Origin of the sequence: Paenibacillus sp. SC116 (assembly GCF_024733555.1) — a bacterium.
GTDB lineage: Bacteria > Bacillota > Bacilli > Paenibacillales > Paenibacillaceae > Paenibacillus_B.
Genome location: NZ_JANIOF010000008.1, coordinates 15,440 through 39,381, shown reverse-complemented (window position 1 = coordinate 39,381; position 23,942 = coordinate 15,440). Strand labels below are relative to the sequence as shown.

Below are 23,942 nucleotides of genomic sequence, written 5' to 3'. Positions count from 1 at the left end.
AGTATGTCCACGAGAATTTCATCTCTTTCACAAAGAGAGAATCGGAAAAGCTTGTTACACGTATCCTCCTTGTCCACTGCTACGAAACCAATATAAAAAAGCGTGCCGACAACTTACACGAGGTAAGCTGAGCAGCACGCTCCTATTTATATATCTATGAATCCATTTTCATTAACACCATTACACATTCACATAATGAAGCTTCTGCTTCGCTTCAAAGCGATTCAATGCCAGCTCAATCAAGTCATCCAACAATTCCTGATACGGCTTACCTGTTTCTTTCCACATCAAAGGATACATGCTGTACGGCGTAAAGCCTGGCATTGTGTTTACTTCATTAATAAACACCTGATTGTCAGAACGGCGGACGAAGAAGTCTACACGTGACAATCCAGAACCATCAATCGCACGATAAGCACGTACCGCCATCTCACGAATGCTAGCAGCCAGCTCTGCATCGATCTCAGCTGGAATTTGCATGCCGGATTTACCATCGATATATTTTGCTTTGTAGTCGTAGAATTCATTGGAAGAAATAACTTCACCCGTTACAGAAGCTTGCGGCTCGTCATTGCCCAATACACTTACCTCAACCTCACGCGCATCTACGAATTCTTCAATGATGACTTTGCGATCATATTGAAGTGCAAGCTCGATAGCTGCGATTAGCTCTGCACGATTGCGTGCTTTCGAAATCCCTACAGAGGAGCCAAGGTTAGCTGGCTTAATGAAGCAAGGGTAGCCAAGCTCTTCTTCCGTTTGACGCAAGATTTGCTCCTGATCACGATTCCATTCTGCACCGATAAAATGAACATACTGGACTTGTGGCAAACCTGCATCTGCAAATACAAGCTTCATAAACGCCTTATCCATGCCGACAGCCGAAGCCAATACGCCTGCACCTACATATGGTACGTTGGCCATCTCGAACAAGCCTTGAATCGTGCCGTCCTCACCATTCGTTCCATGAATAAGCGGGAACATGACATCGATGCTAGGTTCAGAGGCTGTGCTTGCACTGCGATCCAAGCTGCGGAATAACATATCCATAGCTTGAACGGTTCCACCCTTTGCATCCAATAGTTTCAATTGCTCTTTATCTGCAAACGGAGCGTTCATCAAGCTGCCTACACGCCATTCCCCGGATTGTGTAATAAAGAATGGGATAATTTCATATTTGTCAAAGTCAAAAGCGTTCATAACGGCGAGCGCTGTTGATAACGATACTTCATGTTCCCCGGATTTGCCGCCGTACACAAGACCGACGCGCATTTTACGTTGTTTATCCATAAGCCCCTCCATTTAGCGCACTTCGCGCAGTTAGTCTATCCATGACGTACCTTAGGCTTCGCTGACTGTACCAAAATACCGGCAACATGCAATTCATAACTTCAAGCGGTTAGAATACGTCTCTTATGTGGAAAAAGCGATACGCTGTCGCTTCCGTCCATGCGTAAGAATCTTGATAATCCCAATAACGGTGACGGCTGTTCGTCGTATGAGCGTTCACGAGCGGCATACCATTCAGATCGAACGCAGTCACGATGGAACTATGCTGATAATGTCCGTTGCCATCCCAATCATAAAGGATAACATCTCCAAGCTTCAGTTCTTGTGGGTAATCCACTGCAATTGCTCGCAATCCAGATTGATTGTGCGTGAAATAACCCTCTAAACTATTTGATACCGCCCAACTGTAGCTCCACGCTTCACGATCGGCTACCATCCCTCTGTACCACCAGCCTAATTCTCTTTTACCAGTATAGTTCATGGGCGCTCCACCTGCAAAGAGACATTGCGATACATAATTCGTGCAATCAACCTCGAAATGTAAAAATTGAGGATTAGGCTCATTCCAATACAATTCTGCGTATTCCACAGCCATTTCACGGCGATAAGGCGTTAAGTTAGCTGGCTTTGAATGACCAAGCACATTTCGGTTTAAAAATGGACGCGCTGTAGATCGTTGCTCCTGCAGCAGCTTTTTATCCTGCATAAGCGTCGACATCGGTTTTCGTTCTGGGGCAGCATGCTCAATCTGGGCAATAACCCAGTCTCCCTCTTCCTTTACAAGAACGACTCGTTCCGATTCCAGTCGCTCTTCTATTAATGTAGTTCCTTTTTGCTGACCAATGCGTTGAACATGGAATTCCAAGTCAACATGTACTTCTCCTTCTGCCTCACGCACACGATTCAATTTGGCCTTCGTTTGAGACTTGACCGGCTCAAAATCACGACTCCGATACCATTCACGCAGCCTTTGCCTGCGTTCACTCATCATGAGCACATATCTTCTATCCGTAATTGGCGTAAGAAGTGCTTGAGGACGTTCGTCAACTTCGTGTCGGTTATGCTGCTCTACATAAGCATATAATGTCGTCTTCCATGCCTGCCTCATCTTCCTGCCTCCTCCTGTCCATCGCCTATTCATCTAAATTCATATGTATGCACAACTTGTCTCGTACATGTCGATGTGAAACATTTAGGCATATTTTTGAAGCAAAACATCTTTACCAGCGTCACTAGAAACGATATACTTGTATTGTAAATATGAAATGGGGTTTCATTAGATGAAACATTCATTTGATACAGAGGATTTGAGGAGTTTATAACGATTACCACTAACTAGATATTGCAATCACAACCATGAAGGAGGTCCTTTACATGACAAGAACTAATGCATATTCCGCTCAGCGTGAGCTGACAGTCGGAGGCAAGTCCTATCGTTACTACAGCTTGGATGCACTAAACGCGCAAGGATTCAACAGCATTTCTCGCCTACCGTTCTCTATTAAAGTTCTTCTTGAGGCAGCAATTCGTCAATTCGATGGTCGTGCAATTACGCAAGAACACGTGAAGCAAATCGCGAACTGGGCTGAAGACCGTGATGGAAACAAAGAGATTCCGTTCATCCCTGCACGTATCGTTTTGCAAGACTTCACAGGTGTTCCTGTTGTTGTTGACTTGGCAGCAATGCGTGACACGGTTAAAAAAGCAGGCGGCGATCCAAAGAAGATCAACCCGCTCGTTCCAGTAGACCTCGTCATTGACCACTCTGTCATGGTAGATGCATTCGGTAATAAAGACGCTCTTGAATATAATATGAACATTGAGTTCGAACGCAACGAAGAACGTTACCGCTTCCTTCGTTGGGCTCAAACGGCGTTCGATAACTTCCGCGCTGTACCACCGGCTACAGGTATCGTTCACCAAGTTAACTTGGAGTACCTTGCTTCTGTAGCAGCTACAAAAGAAGTCGACGGCGTAACAGAAGTATTCCCTGACTCTCTAGTGGGTACGGACTCCCACACAACGATGATCAACGGTCTTGGTGTTGTTGGTTGGGGTGTTGGCGGTATCGAAGCAGAAGCAGGTATGCTCGGACAACCACTCTACTTCGTTACACCTGAAGTTATCGGCTTCAAATTGACAGGTAAATTGGCAGAAGGCGCAACAGCAACTGACTTGGCTTTGACGGTTACACAAATCCTTCGTAAAAAAGGCGTTGTTGGTAAATTCGTTGAGTTCTACGGCCCTGGCCTTGAGCAGCTTGGTTTGGAAGACCGTGCAACGGTTGCGAACATGGCACCTGAATACGGCGCTACAATCGGCTTCTTCCCAGTTGATAACGTTACATTGAACTTCTTGCGCGCAACTGGTCGTAAAGAAGAGCAAGTACAGCTTGTTGAAGAGTACTACAAAGCACAAGGCATGTTCCGTACAGCTGACATGGCAGATCCAGACTTCTCTGACACAATCGAGCTTGATATCAGCTCTGTTGTACCAAGCTTAGCAGGACCAAAACGTCCGCAAGACCGTGTTGAACTTACAAACATGAAGAAAGAGTTCAATGACATTTTGCGTACGCCATTGGATAAAGGCGGCTACGGCTTGTCCGATGAGAAGATCGCTGAAGAAGTTACGGTTAAGCATCCTAACAATAAAGAAAGCAAGATGGCAACAGGCGCGGTCGTTATCGCAGCTATTACATCTTGTACAAATACATCCAACCCTAGCGTAATGCTTGGTGCAGGTCTCGTTGCGAAGAAAGCAGTCGAGCGCGGCTTGGTTAAACCTGAATATGTGAAGAGCAGCTTGACGCCAGGTTCCCTTGTCGTTACGGAATACTTGAAGAAAGCGAACCTGTTGGAGCCGCTTGAAGCACTTGGCTTCCACGTAGCTGGTTACGGCTGCGCAACTTGTATCGGTAACTCCGGTCCACTACCAGACGAAGTAGGCCAAGCAATCACAGACAACGATATGACAGTTGCAGCAGTACTTTCCGGTAACCGTAACTTCGAGGGCCGTGTACATGCTCAAGTAAAAGCAAACTACTTGGCATCTCCACCACTCGTTGTTGCTTACGCGCTAGCTGGAACAGTCAATATCGATTTGTCTAATGATCCAATCGGCTATGATCAGAATAATGAGCCTGTATACTTGAAAGATATCTGGCCATCTTCTGAAGAAGTACAACAAGCTGTTGCTCAAGCAATCAACCCGCAAATGTTCATCGATAAATACGAGAACGTATTTACGCAGAACGAGCGTTGGAATGCAATTGAAGTTCCTGAAGGCGAATCTTATGAGTGGGATCCGAAATCCACTTACATCCAGAACCCACCGTTCTTCGAGAACTTGGGCGATGATCTTGATGATATTTCCGACATCAAAGATGCTAGCATTATGGCGTTGCTTGGAGATTCCGTTACGACGGACCATATCTCCCCTGCTGGTAACATTAAAGCAGACAGCCCTGGTGGCGAATACTTGATTAACAACGGCGTACAACGCAAAGACTTCAACTCCTACGGCTCCCGTCGTGGTAACCATGAAGTAATGATGCGCGGTACATTCGCTAACATTCGTATCCGCAACCAAGTTGCGCCAGGTACAGAAGGCGGCGTAACGAAGTACTTGCCAACTGACGAAGTAATGTCCATCTATGATGCTTCTATGAAGTATCAAGCAGAAGGTAAAAACCTCGTCGTTATTGCAGGTAAAGAGTATGGTACAGGAAGCTCCCGTGACTGGGCTGCAAAAGGCACGTACTTGCTAGGCGTTAAAGCTGTTATCGCAGAAAGCTTCGAGCGTATCCACCGTTCCAACTTGGTAGGTATGGGCGTAATGCCACTTCAATTCGAAGAGGGTCAAAGCTGGGCATCCCTTGGCTTGACTGGTCGTGAGACAATCTCCATCGAAGGATTGTCCAATGCAGTACTTCCAGGCCAACAAGTGAAAGTAACGGCTGTACGCGAAGACGGAACAGCGTTTGAATTCAACGCAATCGTGCGTCTCGACAGCATGGTTGATGTTGATTACTATCGCAATGGCGGTATTTTGCAGACGGTTCTTCGTCAAATGATCGCTAACATGCGCACTCATGCTTAATTATTTCTTATAAATGAAGAGGTCCTTTCCGAGCAGATTAATGCTTAGGAAGGACCTCTTTTTTGACCAAATATAGATGTGTGACCGTACGTGCCGAAAGATAGGCTTCCGCATATGATGAATAACTCACATGTAAGCCTTCTCAAGGAGGTATCACGTACTATGCTGGAGTTTAATTGGCTGCACGGTATTTATCTCATTTTTATGTTCCTAGTTATTGTCTTTCTTATTAAACGCCGCGATACATCACTCATTTGTATTATCGGAATATTACTGCTTGGCTGGACGGCCACATCCTCTCTTGCACATGCTGTTAGTGGTATTTTCTCTACCTTTATCTATGCGTTAAAAGAACTGATGCCCACGATACTTATTATTTCTATCATCGTTGGTATGAGCCGTGTACTGCTTGCTTCGGGGATTCACGAAGCACTGGTTTCTCCATTCACACGCTTTATGCGTAACCCAACGATGGCTTACTGGACGATTGGCATTCTTATTATGACGATGAGCTTCTTCTTCTGGCCCTCACCCTCCATGGCGTTGGTTGGTGCTGTACTCCTTCCAGCAGCCATCCGCGCCGGACTACCACCACTAGTGGTCGCCATGACGATGAGTTTATTCGGTCAAGGCATTGCACTGTCTGGTGACTTTATCATCCAAGGTGCACCAAAGCTGACGGCAGATGCTGCTGGCATTCCGATAGAGAGTGTTATCAGTGCTAGCCTTCCACTCGTATTTGTGATGGGTGTAACAACGACGGCTGCTGCCTTTTGGCTGATACGGCGAGACATGAAGTCAGGTAGTCTGCACATTAATAGTGGGTTGACCGAGACAGAAATAACTCCTTCTGATAGACCTAACGCAAATCAAGATACCGATACCTCCAGCAAGAAGACAACAGCGCTCTCTCCTTTGCTACAACGCATAGCTGCCATATTTATTATTTTTCTGTTCGTACTCGATGTTATCATCCTGTTTCGCTATAATCTCCAAGGAAGTGAAGCTACCGCTCTCGTTGGTGGTACCGCTGTACTTATTCTCCTATTCATCAATTTGCTTACTTACCGTGGAAAGGGCTTGGAACAAACAACGGTACATTTAATTGATGGCTTTCTATTCGGGTTCAAAGTATTCGTACCTGTCGTTCCAATCGCAGCTTTCTTCTACCTCGGTGATGCGGCTTTGATCGATTTGTACGGCTCTGTGCTGCCAGCCGGCTCCCATGGCATCGTCAATGATTTAGGCTTAGCGCTGGCCAACAGTGTGCCTATTCATCCCGCGATTGGTGCGGTAACGATGACGACTATCGGAACCATTACCGGCCTCGACGGCTCGGGCTTCTCTGGCCTTTCGCTGGTGGGATCAATCGCCAGCGTATTCGGCAGCAGCATCGACGGCGGCACCGCCACCTTGAGCGCCCTAGGGCAAATCACCGCCATCTGGGTCGGCGGCGGTACACTTATCCCGTGGGCACTCATTCCAGCCGCTGCGATCTGCGGCGTCAGCCCCTTCGAGCTCGCACGGCGCAATCTTGTTCCCGTATTCATCGGACTCATCGCTACGACTATGGTAGCAATCGTGATACTTATGCTGACCTGATGAATACAAATGTAGATGCAAAAAAGCGATAAGAGAAAACCGCCCGTCAGTCTGCGGAAACTCTTATCGCTTGTCGCCAAACACTGCATACGTTAGTTTTGCAGCGCCTTTCTATTAAACATAGAAAGAGTACATTCGTTTATTTGGGTGATCAAGGGATATATCGAGGTAGTTTCACTTTATCAATAAGCAATACACCGTCATAATGATGACGCGGTATAATCAAGCTTGCCATCGCTCCCCACTCATAAGCAATGACACGTTCAAACATCCACGAGTTGCCTCGCTCTTTGTCCTGATATCGTAAATCCATAAACGTGTATGGCTGCTTCGATGCAGATAGAATATCTTCCATTGAGCCTGGGATTAGAGGCAGTACAGGGATCGGCTCCCTTGTCTGATTTTCTGCTGATTCTCCACTTGCCATATACAACCCCATCACATAGCTTTGACGCTGGAGTTCCTTCGGCATGAGTTCCCCCATCCATTTATGAGTCCCTTCTACAACCTGAGACTGTGCCTTGCTGATATGGCCATTATGGGCCCATACAATAAACTTCTCCTCTGGATATACCTCAGTAGCAAGCCAAATCAAATTGTTCGCCATGGCACGATCACGCCATTCCGTTGCCCGATACATCGCCGCCATTCCTTCTTTTTCAACGCTTAGATTTACTTCAATATTAATTTCTACAAATTCGTTAATGAGGCGGATACGATCCTCAACCGCGCGTTTCATCAGAATCGAAATTTTCGGTTCATTCGGATATTCTTTCTTTAACTCGTTTTCGTGAGATGTCACTTGCTTCAATAACTTTTCATATAAATTAAGGAGTTCAGGCTTCGCTTTACGGTAGCCGGCTAAATCCTTTCCACGACTCCACTTGGCCAACTCAGCTTCTGCCTGCATGATTTTTTCTTGAAGCGCCTTATCTTTCAACCATTGTGCATCTTTCAGAAGCGGAGTTTGCAATTGGATATCAAAACCTAGTAAGCGAAGTGGCTGCTGGCTGTCTTGCGTATCCTTCATATATCGGAACAAAGGCAGCGTTTCTTCCGCCCACCACACTTTAAAAATGGAGCGTTTCATTGTTTCTACCGCTGATTTGCTCTTCATGCTCCCCTGTGCAATGGCCGCATCTGGCAGACCACTTTCGAATGCAACAAAGTTATAACCAAGCTGTTGATGCAAATATTGAATCAAACGCGTCTTCACCAAGTTAAATTCAGCAGCACCATGACTGCTTTCTCCCAAGTAGACGATGCGTTTATCCGCCAGCAAAGGAACTAACATGTTGAGATCTTCAAAATTACCTTCTGGAACCGCTCCATTCACCCGCTTTTCAGGTTGAATCGATTTCAAAACATAGGCATAATCATTGGCATACTTCTTCCAGTCCGTAATAGCTTCGGTGTATGAACGGGCTTGTTTGCTTTCCTTCTGTTCCGTTTGTTTGTCTGCCTGCTGCTCAGATTGTTCCTCCTGCTTGGATGGCGTATTACTTTGAGCAAAAACAATGCTGCTCGGTGCCGCTGCATAACTTACGGATGTTAGCGCAACTGTCGCTGTTAACAGAAGCAAAGCAAAACGACGACGACGTGTAGACGGCGGCTGGACTGTATGATCTGACTGCGTTAATTTCATTGGCTTCATTAGGTTCAACTCCCTAAATACAGTATTATTTATCTTGATATCATTCTAGTAGTTACACAAGATGACCGTCTTGACATTTTGTGCTCTCTTATTGGAAAAAATAGAAAAAACGCTGCATCCTTTCACGATGCAGCGTTAGCTTTCCTAAGAGCCTATTTAGGTGTTTTTTACATCATTCAATTAAGGAATATAACGAGGCAGCTTCACTTTATCGATAAGTAAGATACCATCATAATGATTACGCGCCACAATCAATGTCGGCATATTTCCCCAATCATAAGCAAATACACGTTCGAACATCCAAGAGTTACCCCGCTCATTATCACGATAGCGTAAATCCATAAACGTGTAAGGCTGCTTCGCTCCAGATAAAATATCCTCTAACGACCCTGGTATCAACGGCTGTACAGGGATCGGCTGTCTAGTTTCGTTATCAGCCGATTCTCCACTTGCCATGTACAATCCCATCACATAGCTCTGACGTTGGAGCTCCTTCGGCATAAGCTCGCCCATCCATTTATGAGCGCCTTTGAAACTATAAATTTGAGACTGCGCCTTACTAATATGACCATTATGAGCCCACACAACAAACTTCTCTGTTGGATATACCTCGGTAGCAAGCCAAATCAAATTGTTTGCCATGGCACGATCACGCCATTCCGTAGCACGAAATACTGCCAACATGTCACCTTTTTCAACCGCGATATTTCTTTCAATGTTAATTTCAATATATTCGTCAATCAAGCGAATTCGATCTTCTACCGCCCGTTTCATCAAAACCACAATTTTCGGCTCATTCGGATACTCTTTCTTTAATGCTTCCTCTTGAGATTCCACTTGCTTTACTAGTTTTTTATACAAATTAAGAAGTTCCGGCTTCACCTTACGATACCCCGATAAATCTTTGCTGCCTCTCCATTTGGAAAAATCAGCTTCTGCCTTCATGATTTTTTCTTGAAGTGCCTTATCCTTCAACCAGGAAGCATCCTTAAGAAGTGGAGTTTGCGTTTGAATATCAAAGCCCACCAAACGAAGCGGACGCTCGCTGTCTTGTGTATCCTTCATGTACTGGAACAAAGGCAGTGTTTCTTCCGTCCACCACACACTAAAAATAGAGCGTTTCATCGTTTCTTTAGCTGTCTTATTTTTCATTTTCCCTTGAGCTATTGCTGCATCAGAAAGACCGCTTTCGAATGCAACATAGTTATAGCCAAGCTGTTGATGCAAATATTGAATCAAACGCGTCTTCGCCGAGTTAAATTCTGCAGCACCATGAGTACTTTCACCCAAGTAAACGATGCGCTTATCTACTAGCAATGGAATTAACATATCAAGGTCTTCAAAATTACTTGCTGGTATAGAGCCATTCACCCGCTTCTCCGGTTGAATCGAATTCAAAGCATAGGCATGATCATTCGCATACTTTTTCCAATCCGCGATTGATTCCTTATAAGTACGGGCTTTGCTATCTGTTGTCTTCTCAACCTGCTCTTTGGCTTGATCGCCCTGCTTCACTGCTTGCTCAGATTTCTGTTCTGGCTGCGCTGTCGCCGCTTGAGCCTGAGCGGAGTTAACAGGCCCGAGCCAATCCGTTATTACTATTGCCGTCATCGTTACCGTCAAGATCATCGCTTGCAGACGCTTACGCCATACATGATTTGACTTGTTCATTTGCCCCACAGTTGTGTTCATTCTCATACCCGCCTTTTCCAAAAATGATGTATGTACGAATTGTGTTCTATCATTACGTTTGTTCACGAAGTCACTTATATCTTCTTGCTTTCTCTCATAATGTTAGTTTAGATTCTTAAAGTTAAATGAGAGATACTTGAAGTTTAAATTCAGGTTAAAAATACAAGTAGAACTGCACTGGAGCGTATGAGAGAAGCATTTGAACAGAATGTATCCGTTCTAGACGCCGTATTTACAGAGCAAACTACTACATAGAATGTTACTTATAATAACAAGTGAGATAAATATAAAAAAGCGCTGAATCCTGCACGATTCAGCGCTTGCTTTTCTTTTGACGCTTTCGATGTTCTAATTCATCTATTTCACATATTTCGGTGCCTGAACTTTATCAATTAGCAACATGCCGTCGTATTGCTCACGAACATTCATGCTCTCCGGAATATACCCCCAACTGTAAGTAGATACAGGCTCGAACATCCAAGAGTTGCCCCGCGTCTCACGCTGATATCGCAAATCTAGGAACGTGTAAGGCTGATTGGATGCTGATAGAATCGATTCCATGGAACCCTGCTCAAGTTTAGCAACATCTACCTTATTGCCTCCATTATCAGCTGTCTCGCCACTAGCCATATAAAGCCCAAGAACATAGCTGTATTTTTTATAATCTTCCGGCATCAACTCGCCCATAAACTTCACCGTATATGGCGTACCTTCTACTTCAGAATGAGCTTTACGGATATGATCATTATGTGCCCATACAATGATTTTTTCAGTTGGGTATACTTCTTCTGCAAGCCACACCAGATTCGCCGCCATCATTTTATCGCGCCATGCAAATGATTGCAGTATCGTATCGTATTTACCTTGCTTTGCATCTATGCCTCCACGGATACTCAGCTCATTGTATTCATTAATGACATCAATCTTTACCTTCAACGCACGCTCCATCAACTTTACGATATGAGGCTCATCTGGGTATACTTTCTTCAAGCGCTCTGCACTTGGCTTCACCTGCTGTTTTACCTTCTCGAAAGTCTTTATCGCATTAGGCTTCACCTTTTGATAAGCCTTCAAATCATCACGTGCCTCACGTAAATTCTTCTCCGCCTGTTGAACTTCTTTAATGAGCCCCTCATCATTCAACCATTCTTCTACTTTGAATTTATAATCCTGCATATCAAAGCCTGCCATACGAAGCGGCTGCTTTTGGGATTGTGTGTCCTTCATATAATGAAATAGCGGTAATGTCTCCTCTGTCCACCAAACGGGGAAGATCGATTGTTTCATCGCTTCTTCTACAGTACCGCTGGTCAACTTACCTTGTGCAGCTGCAACATCACCTAAGCCACTTTCAAAAGCAAGCACGTTATATCCCATTTCTTGATGTAAAAACTGAATAAGTCTTGTCTTCGCACTATTAAATTGTGCCGCACCATGTGTACTTTCACCAAGATAAACAATTCGTTTTGACTGCAGCAATGGCTTTAACATCTGTAAATCATCAAACTCTTTCTTCGCAATTGTGCCACTGCCGAATTCAATCTTTTCCGGTTCAATGGAATCTAGCGCGTAAGCATTGTCCTTGATCCAAGATGTCCAATCTGCCATCGCTTGAGGATATGTGCGTGCTTTATCCGCTGGGGCTGGCTGTACAGTCGATTGCTGTGTCGTTGCTACTCCCTGTTGAATGGCTGTACCTGTCCCGGCTGTCGCTGCTTGAGCCTGAGCAACGTTAACTGGCCCGAGCCAAGCTGTCATTACGGTTGCCGTCATCGTTACCGTTAATAGCATAGCCTGCAAGCGTCCTCGCCACACTGTACTTTGTTTATTGGCTTGCATCTTTGTTTTGTTCATCCTAATTCCACCTTTTAATAAAGTTATTTATATACGGAGCGTCTTCAATGCTCGTTTGTTTGTTCTTGCTGTATTCATAATGTAAGTTTAGATGGCCAAAGTTAAATACGAGAAACCTAAAGTTTAAATTCAGGTTAAAAAACAGTTCATTGTTAATCCATGGAAGCTAGTATAGAATATAAGCCCTCTGACTTTTTCAATTGATTCATTATATTTTAGTTATAGAGATACAGCTCAATAAACACAAATACAAGCAGGAGACAACTACCTACCTATGAAAATCATGATTATTGGATCTGCCGGTTCAGGAAAATCCACATTTGCAACAAAGCTCAGCGCAATTACCAAGTTACCTGTCTATCATCTAGACGCTTATTACTGGCGACCTAGTTGGGTTGCAACGCCTAATGAAGAATGGGACCTGTTTATGAATAATCTTGTGGAAGAAGAGTCGTGGATTATAGACGGGAATTATAGTAGAACGCTGGATATTCGAATAAAAGAAGCTGATGTCATCCTATTTTTCGACCTCCCACCTATTCTAAACACCTATCGAGTCATCAAAAGACGCATTCAGTACGATGGGAAAACGAGACCTGATATGAATGAAGGCTGTGATGAGAAGCTTGATTGGGCTTTTATAAAATGGGTGTGGAACTTCAGAAGGAACAGCAAGCCTGTAATCGAGCAAAAGCTAGCGGAGTATGGTCGTGAGAAAAAGATTATAATTTTTCGCAAACTCTCAGATTCTGCTAAAGTGTTGAAGGAAATCGAGAAAAATGGAATTGAGGGGCTGCTTTAGTATAAGAAATCGTTAACTCGTTAGCAATTATAGTTACTTTATCATCGAGGAGGGATATTTATTGAATGCTCTGAACAAACGCCTGCTGCTAAGCTCTATACTTGCCCTATTACTAGTTACCACGGCATGTGCCCCAACAGAATCAAAACACCCTGACATAGCAGAACGGATTGAACAGGCCAAGGAAGGCGTCCAGCTGTCTATATCTCCCGACTATAGAGTCGTATCTGATAAAGATGAGATTATGAAACTAGAACCATCTGTATTAGCTAAAAGCTCAGGCAGCATCAAGCTTCTTGATATTCTAGTACGAGTAAAAAATGTAGGAGCTAAACAAGCTTCTAACCTTGACGTAAAAATAAATGAACCTACTCCATTAAACTACATTCATGCATCTTTTGTTGGTATAAAAGGGCCCCGTTTAGAAAGCGATAGTGAGACAGAACTGAGATATCTAGTGGCATTTGATGACGATAGAAAACTGGCATCCTTTAAAGAAAAGGTTACGTTTACTGTATCATGGGACGAAAATAATGAACGAAGAAAAATAACGGTAGGATTTTAAAAGGGTTTTTCGATAACATCGATTAAATAGACCATTTAATGAGAAAAAGAAACTACCTACTTTTATTGCATCATGTGAAAGGGGCATAGGGCAGTGGTGAAATTACGTAATCACACTTCAAAATAACATTTTGAGGAGGCAGAATAAATAACGCTTGGATATTCTAGCTTGACGTGCAATTTCCCCCTTGAGTGCGTCAATTTCGACGGTATGGACAAAAGTGCATCTATTTTAAGTAGAAAGCGTCATTTTGCGTTAGATAAGGACAAAAGTGCAGTTATTTTACTCGATAATGTGCTTAAATCAGGGAAAGCGGCTTAAATAAATGTATTTTTGTCGATAATCCTTTAGGTAAGGGCATTTTCGGATAAAATAACTGCATATTTGTCAGTATTTTACGTCTGGGGTTTTCAACTATTGTGGCCCTGCTGATTCCGCCTAATTAAGTGCGGCGGCCGTTAGTGCAACCCTGAGCGATGAGCTATGGACCATACGCGATGTGCGATGTGCAATACGCAACATGCAACATGCAACATGCAATATGCGTTATGCGTTATGCGTTATGCGTTATGCGTTATGCGTTATGCGTTATGCGTGAAGCATCATACGGCAGAAGCAACTCAAAGAGAAGTAGCCTACTTTTTAAATTTGATGCATGATGAAATTCATTCCTGTAACCAGCACAAAAAAGCGGTAACGACTTGCCATAGTGCTGATCCTTGTCTCGCAAACAAGGTCAGACTCTAGTGGCCGCGTTAACGCTTTTCCTATTTAGCCGCTTATTTATCACTTCTTAATATATCGCCATATATGACTTCTATTAGAAGCGGAAGTCGTCGTCTGTCAGTGGTTCAACATGCATCGCGCGCACATATCCGTTACCCTTCTTCGAGAAGAAGTCGTGCTGTTTCGTACGTGTGCTGATCCCATTGAACACGATCGGATTGATTTCTTCCTCTGGGAACATAGTCTCCATGCCAAGGTTCATCAACGCCTTATTGGCATTGTAGCGGATGAATGTCTTCACTTCTTCCGTCAAGCCAATCGTCGTGTACAGCTCTTCCGTGTACTTTTCTTCGTTAGCATGTAGTTCCTTAAACAGCGTTTGGAACTCCGCCACTGCTGCATCTTGATCCTCTGGGCTCAATTCTGCAAACAACTCTTGCGCAAGTACACCCACATAAAGTCCGTGGATACTTTCGTCACGCAAAATAAGATCGATAATTTCGCCGCTGCTCGTCATCTTACCTTGTCCTGCTAGGTACAGCGGATAGAAGAAACCGCTATAGAACAAGTAGCTTTCCAACAATACCGAAGCACACATCGCCAAGTACAAATCTTTGCTCGTCTCAATGTTCGTGTAGTAGCGGGATACCATCTCAGCTTTCTTCTGCAAGCAAGCATTGTCCTCTACCCAGCGGAATACGCCATCGATCTCTTCCGTTGTTGCCAACGTTGTAAAGATACTGCTGTAAGACTTAGCATGAATTTGCTCCATCATCGCCATAAATCCTAGAACCGCTTTACGCTGCAAGCCTTCTACATGGTCCAAAATTTTCGGCATACCAACGCCGCCCTGAATCGTATCAAGTAGCGTAAGTCCTCCAAGTACTTTCATATATAAATCCTGCTCATCCGCATTCAATGTCAGCCAAGACATTTTGTCGTCAGACAGGGGAATTTCATCATCCGTCCAAAATTGCATAATGTTTTGGTTCCAAAATGTAATTGTAAAATCGTCATCTGGACGATTCCAATTGACAGCTTTCATGGCGCTCAATTCCGTTGCTCCCTTCTCGTTCGTTGCCTATTTATATGATCGTTCTATTATACGGAGCAGCTAATGCACTCTTCAACAGACAAACGGTTCGTACGTGTGTAATACAACGACTTCAAGCCTTTTTTCGCTGCATAAATGTAGTAGCGGGCCAATTGGCGCGTCGTCACGTCACTATTTACGTGCAGTACCGTAGAAATACCTTGGTCAATATGCACTTGAATTTCAGCAATAAGATCAAGCACTTTGAACTGATCCATCTGATACGCTGATTTATAGTAGAAGAAATTCTCTGCATTCATATAAGGCATCGGATAGAATGTCGTTGAGTTCGCATACGTACGAGTCTCAATCTGCTCTACGATCGGCATAACACTGGAAGTCGCATTTTGAATATACGAAATACTTTGTGTTGGTGCGATTGCTAAGCGGTAAGCATGATATAGTCCATGCTTCTGTACGTTTTCTTTAAGCGACTGCCACTCTGCTTCACCGGGAATGTCCATTCCCTCAAACAACTGCTTCACTCTGTCCGAAGACGGACGGTAATCTGTCGTTAGATAACGCTCGAAATACGAACCATCTGCATAATCAGAACGCTCGAACCCTTGGAACGTAATACCGCTGTCTTTCGCGATTTCCATACTTTTTTCCAAAGAGTAGAAGTTCAACATCATAAAGAAGGTACGTGCGAACTCTTTCGCATCTGCACTATCATAAGCGATTTTATTTTTAGCCAAAAATCCGTGCAAATTCATCGCGCCAAGACCGACGGAATGCAGTTCACTGTTTGCTTTGGCAACACCTGGTGCATTCTCAATGCGTGTCATGTCACTAACCGAAGTCAGAGCTAGCATGCCTGCATGTACGGATTCCTTAATTTTCTTATGCTCCATTACGTTAACAATGTTCAAAGAAGCCAAGTTGCAGCTAATATCTCTGCGGATAATGTCCTCTTGATTATAGTCCGTAATTTCGGATGTCTCCTGCAACTGGAAGATCTCCGTGCACAGGTTAGACATTTTGATGGAACCGATATTTTTAAGGGCATGAGCATGGTTCGCATTGCTCTTGTTCATAATATACGGATAACCGGATTCGAGTTGAATCATTGCAATCTTCGTCAGCATGTCACGTGCGCTCATCACTTCTTTTTTACGAACACGATCGTCCGCTAGAAGCTGCTCGTACATCTCATCCATATCCATATCGTCCATATGAACGCCGTATGCCTTATACACAGAATATGGTGCAAATAGATGAAGCGGTCTGTTTTGTTCCGCTAGCTTGTAAAATTGATTTGGTACAATTAGACCGATCGACAACGTCTTCAATCGTGTCTTCTCATCCGCATTAATTTTCTTACTATCCAGGAACTCTAAAAGATCCCAGCCAAAGATGTTGTAGTAAGCTGCACCAGAACCTTTACGCTGCCCCATCTGATCTGCGTAGGAGAATGCATCCTCCATCAGCTTCAGAACAGGCATAATCCCTTTCGCTGCTCCTTCAACACCCTTAATTGGCTCACCGCGTCCACGCAACTTCGACAAGTTAACTGCTACGCCACCGCCGATTTTCGAGAGCTGCATGCACGTGCCGAGTACAAAGTTAATCGAGTTAAGCGCATCGTCCATTTCCAATAGGAAGCAGGACACCATTTCACCGCGACGGCTCTTCCCTGCATTCAAAAATGTAGGTGTTGCAGGCTGTACACGCTGTTCCATCATTGCTCTTGTCAGCTCACGAGCAATATTTTCATCACCACGTGCCAAGTGCAAAGCAACGATTGCCACGCGATCTGCATAATGTTCTAAGTATTGAGAGCGGTCGTTTGTTTTCACCGCATAGTCTGTGTAAAACTTGGATGCTGCCATGTAGGATTGAAATTGGAAATTATAGCTATGTGCAATTTCATAAATCTCTTCTACAGTTTCAGACGAGTACTTCGCGTAGACATCCTCGTAATAATCATTGTCAATCATATAACGAACTTTCTCTGCAGAGTTAGCAAATGAAATACTCTTCGCAAACACTTCCTCCATGAATGCCTGTACAGCTTCCTTATCGCGCTCCAACTGGAAGAAGCCATCTGCTCCGCGCTGCATTAACAAGTTGTTTAGTTCAATATGACGCAACTGCACTCACCTCCTCTTGATAGCCCGCATAACGAGCAACGCCTTGCTTAAACCGCTCTACATCTTGTGTCGTACCTGCCAATTCAAACTTGCTTAATACAGGCACACCATACGTACGAGCTATAATGTCCGCACTGCGGCCAAAGCATTCGCCCCAGTTACGATTACCGCTGGCTGCAACAGCAACACAACGAGCATAATTATTTTTCAAGAAGGATTGCACCTTCGCAGGCACTTCTCCAAATCCTGTTGTATAGGTAATGAGCACAAATGGCTCGTCCAACGTCATTTTATCGTCAATTTGTACCGCAGGCAGGTTCAATTTATTTATAAATCTCCGTACGTTTCCGGTTCTGGAATCATAGGCAACTAACATCTTAATCGTATCTCCTTCCATCTTCATATGAAGCCTGTCAGCCCCACCTAAAGCGATCATGCATAGATCATTGTCCCTGACAGGAACGCTGCTATCTATGTTGTTTGAAATGACTATCCGTAACAATATCTAGAGTGCATTATCAAATTTATATCAATATATAGTGTTTGTCAATGGACTTGCGCACATTCCAAATCTTTGTTTCCTTTGCACAAAATGCCCAACTCTTGACCTGCAAGCCATTGCGGAGATATCGACAATTCCGTGTCTTTCAGAGGTTACGTGGACAAGCATGTTTGTGCTTCAACACATATCCTTCTATTTCACAAAAAAATAAAAAAAGAAAGTTCACTTGTTCGCATTGACAATCCGTAAACAACCACTAGATATTGATGCAGCGCGAAAAAAGAAGGATCGACGAATTGTCGACCCTTCCTTAATGGACCATATTATTTAGAGCATAAAATAATTTAAAGCAAATCAATAACTAGGTTAATGCTTCTTTTATAATGGACCCTAGCTATTGCAAGCATACGTCTGACATACGTCTAACCTCTGTAACCCTTCTATAATTACCCAACGCAATCAAACACAACATCTGGTGTTAGTGTCCTTTCATGGTTCGAATGGACTCATTTCCACATATTGCTCAACTAGAAATCGTATTGACGCTATTTTACGAACTTAGGACGTCGCTGTTAATTTACTACGATATTGCTCCGCCTTCTCCTGCATGCCAGTTGAAATGACTGTATCCTCATCCAAGCCGTTCTCTTTCGCATACTGACGAATATCCTGCGTAATTCTCATACTGCAGAACTTAGGTCCGCACATGGAGCAGAAATGAGCAGACTTTGCCCCTTCTGCAGGAAGCGTCTCATCGTGATATTCCATCGCGCGCTCCGGATCAAGGGACAGATTGAACTGATCGCGCCAACGGAACTCGAAGCGAGCCTTAGACAGGGCATCGTCTCGTTTCTGAGCACGTGGATGTCCTTTCGCCAAATCTGCTGCATGAGCCGCAATTTTGTAGGCGATAACTCCTTCACGCACATCATTTTTATTAGGTAAGCCCAAATGTTCTTTTGGTGTCACATAACAAAGCATCGCAGTACCGAACCAGCCAATCATGCCAGCCCCAATGGCAGACGTAATATGATCATAACCTGGCGCAACGTCTGTCGTCAGCGGACCCAACGTATAAAATGGTGCTTCTTTACAGATTTCCAGCTGAATATCGACGTTCTCTTTAATTTTGTTCATAGGCACGTGTCCAGGTCCTTCAATCATAACCTGCACATCATGCTTCCACGCTATGTCTGTCAGCTCACCAAGCGTCTCCAGCTCTGCAAACTGTGCTTCATCATTCGCATCATAAATACTGCCTGGACGAAGGCCATCGCCAAGAGAGAACGCAACATCATAGCGCTTCATAATCTCACAGATCTCTTCAAAATGCGTATACAAGAAGTTCTCCTTATGATGCGCAAGACACCATGCAGCCATTATCGAACCACCCCGCGAGACGATACCCGTCATTCGCTTGGCCGTCATCGGTATGTAACGAAGCAGTACACCCGCATGTATTGTAAAATAATCGACTCCTTGTTCCGCCTGCTCGATCAACGTGTCGCGGAATACTTCCCAGCATAAGTCCTCTGCCTTGCCATTTACTTTCTCCAATGCCTGATAGATCGGCACCGTACCGACTGGAACAGGTGAATTGCGAATAATCCACTCACGTGTTGTATGAATATTTTTGCCCGTGGACAAATCCATAATCGTATCTGCACCCCAACGGATCGCCCATGCCATCTTCTCCACTTCTTCTTCAATAGAAGAAGCGACGGCTGAGTTACCAATGTTGGCATTAATCTTTACATGGAAGTTGCGCCCGATAAGCATCGGTTCACACTCAGGATGATTAATGTTGCATGGCAAGATTGCGCGACCGCGTGCGATCTCATCTCTGACAAACTCAGGAGACAAGCCTTCGCGAATAGCTGCAAACTCCATTTCAGGCGTAATGATGCCCTTGCGCGCATAGTGCATCTGCGTTACATTTTGACCTGACTTCGCACGCAGCGGCTGCGTATTCACAGCAGGGAACTGCTCTGCACCAGCAACGCGTACGCCTTGCTCTGTACGGAAGCCGTTGTCTTCTGGCTTTACATCACGACCAGAGTAACCTTCTACATCGTCACGTTCAAGCACCCATTTCATCTTCAATGGTTGCAAGCCTTGTCTGATATTAATCGTGACGCTAGGATCGGTGTAAGGTCCGCTTGTGTCATATACGCGCAGGGGTGGATTATGCTCGATACCGTCAGGTGTCTCTGTATCGTGGAGCTTAATCTCGCGTTCGGGCACTAAAATATCTGGACGCGATCCTTCCGTATATACTTTACTGCTGCTCGGGAAAGGTTCAATCATAGGCTTGGAAGAAGTTGATGCTGATTGCGAGTCTACGGATAGTTCCGTTCCCGTTTGCACGCTTGTTGCGGCTTCAGCAATAGTTGAGGATTCAGTCGATACGTTATTAGGGGTAAAATCAGTCTGCGATTGTGCAGTTGTTGTTGTAGGTTTCTTCACGTTCATTTCCTCCTTGGTCATGCCATGACGAAATCTGCAAATGTGCAAATCTATCGGTTTATACCTAACAGAGGGGCCCGTTATTATATCTCTACAAATATAAGGGCTATAGGTCAGTGGCGCAGCTGTAGTGCGTATATTCGACTGTAGTATTTGATTCAGCAATAGATTCAAACATACAAAAAGCCGGTCCCGTAAAGGAACCGGCTGACGTCGATATACCCACACACCGAGACAAAGGATGATCATCACCCTAATCTACTAGTGCTTATCGTGCCGATTACTTCCCTACGCTGGTATAATCCAGATCAGGTGCAAAGGGTTTAAGATCTTCAGTGCGATCTTGTCTCAGCCCCCGCTCGGAGGCACCCCCAGTAACAATATGCAGTTCATGCATGGTAAATGTTAACTTATATCTCACTAACCATAACGGAATAGAAACAATTATGCAAGTAATCCCAGAAAATAAACGTTACAAATTAACAGTACGAATCATCTTCTCCATACGAGAAGCAGCTTCCATGAGCAAAGGAGCGTACGTCCGCATCGTATCTGGAGTCATGCGGCTAACAGGACCCGATACGGACAACGCAGCTGAAATTCGATGGGAACGATCGAGTATAGGTACAGATACCGCTGCCGCCCCAGGTTCACGCTCCTCCACACTTAATGCATATCCACTTCTTCTTACTTCTTCTAGCTGTTGCAAAAAGTCCGTCGTCTCAATCGAAGCTGGCCAAGATGGACTTTGCATCGTTTCTGCACGTTCTGCTTCATCAGCAAAGGCAAGAAGCACTTTGCTCGATGCGCCTACATATAGAGGCAATCGTACACCGATCGGTGCAACACGACGAATCGCCTGATTGCTCTGCACCGCTTGAATACGAATCCGGTCATTTCCGTCCCGAACATACAAGCTTATCGTTTCCCCAAGCTGGTCCCGCAAACGCTCCATTTCCGGAAGCAGCAGCTGAGCTGCATCATCCACTTGAGTTAAGTTCGCTGCCAGTTCCCATACGCTGTACCCGAGTCTGAACTTATCTCCGTCACGCAGCAAGAAACCTTTCTCCTCCAACGTAGCCAACAAACGATGAACGGTACTCTTATTTAAACCTACTCGTCCTGAGATTTCGGTCAAGCTCAAATCATGAGCATCCTTGAAGCACATCAATATATCAAGCGCTCTTTCGACCGCACGAACCGTCAACTTACCTCCGCTTTCTTCCATAGGTAAATCACCTTCTTTCGTTCCATTACATGGAACTTTGTTACATCTAGTATAACGCCGAGATTTGTTTGCGTAAAGAGATGTTGTTCTAAATTGCTAAATACAAAAGAATGCGGCGTTGGATTCAGTTGATAAGGTACATGCTTATCCATACTCTATTTCACAACTGTCTCTGCTATGACTTGTATGTAATCATCCAGATGATCTCACTCTCCACTCCGTACGCTTCGTCTTTATTTCAAAAGATGATTGCTACGCTGGACTTTAGTCCCATAATCCGCTCTATTTTTACACGAAGTTTACTATATTACACGAGCATTACAATCGCCTTACAAATCATGCAATACCATTGTTTTAGCAGGGTTATACGCATACGATGGTAATAGTAGAAAACGATTTCAACTCAATACCAACAAACTAGAGCGTTACACGGAGATCGTCCTGTTCGACAACACTCGACTAGGCCTTTCGTTTCATAAATACATCACGATCGTTGTACAGATCATCCGTGAGACATCGCGAATAAAGGAGGCATCCACCATGAGTTCACCTATGATATCAACCCCAAACATCCAGCCCGATTGGATTGCTCCTATCGAGCCAGCAATACCCGCTCGAATGAAGCGCGTGAAGTTGAAACATATACTCATCGCCTTGCTGTTATCCGCTGTGTTCACAGTAGTTGTCATCTTTTTAGCCCTGCATGGCTTTATTGCTTGGATGTTCGCTAACCCTCAAGTTCCTCCGCTGTTTGCGAATCCTATGACAGCGAAAGGACTTCAATATGAAAATGTGACTTTCCCTGCGCGTGATCAGCATACACTTGTAGAAGGATGGTACATTCCAGCAAGCTCCACATCCAAGAAGACGATTATATTGAGCCATGGCTATGGAGCGAATCGCGAGGAATACTGGGTACCTATGTATGACTTAGCCCATTTCGCTCAACGTCTCGGCTATAACGTCATTATGTTCGATTATGGCTTTGCTTCAACCAACCATAAGACAAAAGCAACGGGCGGGAGGCTGGAGAAAGAACAGCTTCTCGGAGCAGTTGAGTTAGCGAAAAAGCGCGGTTCGGATCATATCGTTGTATGGGGCTTCTCTATGGGAGCTGGTACTGCACTTCAAGCGAGCTTGATTAGCAATGATATCGATGCCATGGTGCTGGACAGCATGTTCTTATTAGAGCCGGATACGCTCTATCATAATTTGCAGCAGTTTGTAAATCTTCCAAAAGAGCCATCGCTAAATGTATTACGCATGATGTTCCCGCTGCTGAACGATACGAGTTTACAGCAAATTCCCTATGATGAAGTAAAGGCACATCAGTATTCGATTCCAACCTTCTTCATTCATGGAACAGCAGATACAAAGGCTCCTTATACAATTGCGGAGCAAATTGCTAGCAATCAGGATCCTGCTCTCTCAAGCTCTTGGATCGTAGACGGTGCTCACCATGAGCTCATCTATCGAGAAGATAGCAAAACGTATTTACGCAAAGTAGCACAGTTTTTGGAGTCGTCTGCCGAGCGTGATACGCAGCTTACAGCTCAGCGGTAACCACAGGCCTGACATTAATATCAGTCCCTTTCCTAAATTAGGAAGGGATTTTTTATTATATTTAATCGAATCAACATTTAAATCAAGCGTCAAAAATTTCATACAGCGTCATATTTATGTATCAAATGAATAAGCGTTCAAATGAACCGAGCGTATATTTACTCCGCTTCAAGTTGCTCTTGCAATAAAACTTTGCTTATCGCTCGCTCATATGTAACCATTCGGCAGTACTTTTTAGGCGAAAGTAGACAATAGTAGACAAAGCTGCATTAGTGGGAGGCTCCTAGTTTGGATGAGTGCCAATTCTGCATTAGCGGAATAGCTCCTTGTTCGATTAGCTTTAATTCTGCATTAGTGGAAAAGCCCCTTGTTCGACTAGCTCTAATTCTGCATCAGTGGATAAGCCGCTTGTTCGATTTGCGACAAATCTGCAGTTATTTAATCTGTAAATGTGCTTATTTAGACTATTAACGTCAAAAATACATTTATTTTGTTTCCTTTCCCATGTATAGTGCCTATTCGGAAAAAAATAACTGCACTTTTGTCCTAATCTACTGCAAAATGGCGTTTTTCGCTTAAAATAGCTGTACTTTTGTCCACACCATCATAATTGATGCACTCATCTGGAGGATTTCGAGAAAATGATGCTGCTCCACGACGGCTTTTTTTCATCTCCCACCATCCCTTAGTCATGCCCAAGCATATCGATAA

16 protein-coding genes and 1 riboswitch are annotated in these 23,942 nt (G+C 44.2%); of the genes, 5 read left to right on the top strand and 11 right to left on the bottom strand.

Annotated elements, in window-relative coordinates; translation table 11 throughout:
• Window positions 1-180: 180 nt before the first annotated feature.
• On the bottom strand, window positions 181-1,290 hold the full coding sequence (locus tag NQ117_RS22555) for a D-alanine--D-alanine ligase (protein WP_258280275.1): 1,110 nt from the start codon (window positions 1,288-1,290) through the stop codon (window positions 181-183).
• A gap of 109 nt (window positions 1,291-1,399) precedes the next feature.
• A complete protein-coding gene (locus NQ117_RS22550) occupies window positions 1,400-2,398 on the bottom strand; it encodes an amidase domain-containing protein (protein WP_258280274.1) in 999 nt (332 codons plus the stop codon).
• 266 nt (window positions 2,399-2,664) lie between these two features.
• Between NQ117_RS22550 and acnA the strand changes: the two genes are divergently transcribed.
• The gene (gene acnA / locus NQ117_RS22545; RefSeq protein ID WP_258280273.1) at window positions 2,665-5,391 is read left to right on the top strand and encodes an aconitate hydratase AcnA; all 2,727 of its coding nucleotides are present in this window, start codon (window positions 2,665-2,667) and stop codon (window positions 5,389-5,391) included.
• A 162-nt stretch (window positions 5,392-5,553) separates the two neighbouring features.
• Complete coding sequence (locus NQ117_RS22540; RefSeq protein ID WP_258280272.1) at window positions 5,554-6,993, top strand: hypothetical protein; 1,440 nt, start codon at window positions 5,554-5,556, stop codon at window positions 6,991-6,993.
• A gap of 151 nt (window positions 6,994-7,144) precedes the next feature.
• Here NQ117_RS22540 and NQ117_RS22535 read toward each other — a convergent pair whose 3' ends face one another.
• From NQ117_RS22535 to NQ117_RS22525, 3 genes are all read right to left on the bottom strand, one after another.
• Entirely contained in the window at window positions 7,145-8,647 is a 1,503-nt protein-coding gene (locus tag NQ117_RS22535) for an erythromycin esterase family protein (protein WP_258280271.1), read from the bottom strand.
• Window positions 8,648-8,827: 180 nt separating this feature from the next.
• Window positions 8,828-10,339 carry an erythromycin esterase family protein gene (locus NQ117_RS22530; protein ID WP_258280270.1) on the bottom strand — a complete coding sequence of 504 codons (1,512 nt, stop codon included), beginning with the start codon at window positions 10,337-10,339 and terminating at the stop codon, window positions 8,828-8,830.
• A gap of 357 nt (window positions 10,340-10,696) precedes the next feature.
• Window positions 10,697-12,193 (bottom strand): erythromycin esterase family protein, encoded by a 1,497-nt coding sequence (locus tag NQ117_RS22525; RefSeq protein WP_258280269.1) that lies wholly within the window; start codon window positions 12,191-12,193, stop codon window positions 10,697-10,699.
• A gap of 274 nt (window positions 12,194-12,467) precedes the next feature.
• On the opposite strand from NQ117_RS22525, the gene NQ117_RS22520 reads away from it, so the two are divergent.
• Both NQ117_RS22520 and NQ117_RS22515 read left to right on the top strand, forming a co-directional pair.
• On the top strand, window positions 12,468-12,995 hold the full coding sequence (locus NQ117_RS22520; protein ID WP_258280268.1) for a DNA topology modulation protein: 528 nt from the start codon (window positions 12,468-12,470) through the stop codon (window positions 12,993-12,995).
• A gap of 61 nt (window positions 12,996-13,056) precedes the next feature.
• Window positions 13,057-13,560, top strand: a complete 504-nt coding sequence (locus NQ117_RS22515; protein WP_258280267.1) for a hypothetical protein — start codon at window positions 13,057-13,059, stop codon at window positions 13,558-13,560.
• Window positions 13,561-14,380: 820 nt separating this feature from the next.
• On the opposite strand, the gene nrdF is transcribed toward NQ117_RS22515, so the two are convergent.
• The 5 genes from nrdF to NQ117_RS22490 all read right to left on the bottom strand — a co-directional run bounded on the left by nrdF (window position 14,381) and on the right by NQ117_RS22490 (window position 21,668).
• Window positions 14,381-15,331: a class 1b ribonucleoside-diphosphate reductase subunit beta gene (gene nrdF, locus NQ117_RS22510; RefSeq protein WP_258280315.1), complete on the bottom strand. Its 951-nt coding sequence runs from the start codon at window positions 15,329-15,331 to the stop codon at window positions 14,381-14,383.
• 56 nt (window positions 15,332-15,387) lie between these two features.
• On the bottom strand, window positions 15,388-17,472 hold the full coding sequence (gene nrdE / locus NQ117_RS22505) for a class 1b ribonucleoside-diphosphate reductase subunit alpha (protein ID WP_258280266.1): 2,085 nt from the start codon (window positions 17,470-17,472) through the stop codon (window positions 15,388-15,390).
• Entirely contained in the window at window positions 17,459-17,848 is a 390-nt protein-coding gene (nrdI, locus tag NQ117_RS22500; RefSeq protein WP_192026991.1) for a class Ib ribonucleoside-diphosphate reductase assembly flavoprotein NrdI, read from the bottom strand. The genes nrdE and nrdI overlap by 14 nt, the downstream gene beginning before the upstream one ends.
• Window positions 17,849-18,532: 684 nt before the next feature.
• Window positions 18,533-20,281: a phosphomethylpyrimidine synthase ThiC gene (gene thiC, locus NQ117_RS22495; protein WP_258280314.1), complete on the bottom strand. Its 1,749-nt coding sequence runs from the start codon at window positions 20,279-20,281 to the stop codon at window positions 18,533-18,535.
• Between the two features lie 427 nt (window positions 20,282-20,708).
• A riboswitch (TPP riboswitch) is annotated at window positions 20,709-20,823 on the bottom strand.
• An 89-nt stretch (window positions 20,824-20,912) separates the two neighbouring features.
• Window positions 20,913-21,668, bottom strand: coding sequence for an IclR family transcriptional regulator (locus NQ117_RS22490; protein WP_258280265.1), 756 nt, complete (start codon window positions 21,666-21,668; stop codon window positions 20,913-20,915).
• Between the two features lie 540 nt (window positions 21,669-22,208).
• Here NQ117_RS22490 and NQ117_RS22485 point away from each other — a divergent pair.
• Window positions 22,209-23,231 (top strand): alpha/beta hydrolase, encoded by a 1,023-nt coding sequence (locus tag NQ117_RS22485; RefSeq protein ID WP_258280264.1) that lies wholly within the window; start codon window positions 22,209-22,211, stop codon window positions 23,229-23,231.
• 546 nt (window positions 23,232-23,777) lie between these two features.
• On the opposite strand, the gene NQ117_RS22480 is transcribed toward NQ117_RS22485, so the two are convergent.
• Window positions 23,778-23,903 (bottom strand): hypothetical protein, encoded by a 126-nt coding sequence (locus tag NQ117_RS22480; protein WP_258280263.1) that lies wholly within the window; start codon window positions 23,901-23,903, stop codon window positions 23,778-23,780.
• Between the last annotated feature and the right edge of the window lie 39 nt (window positions 23,904-23,942).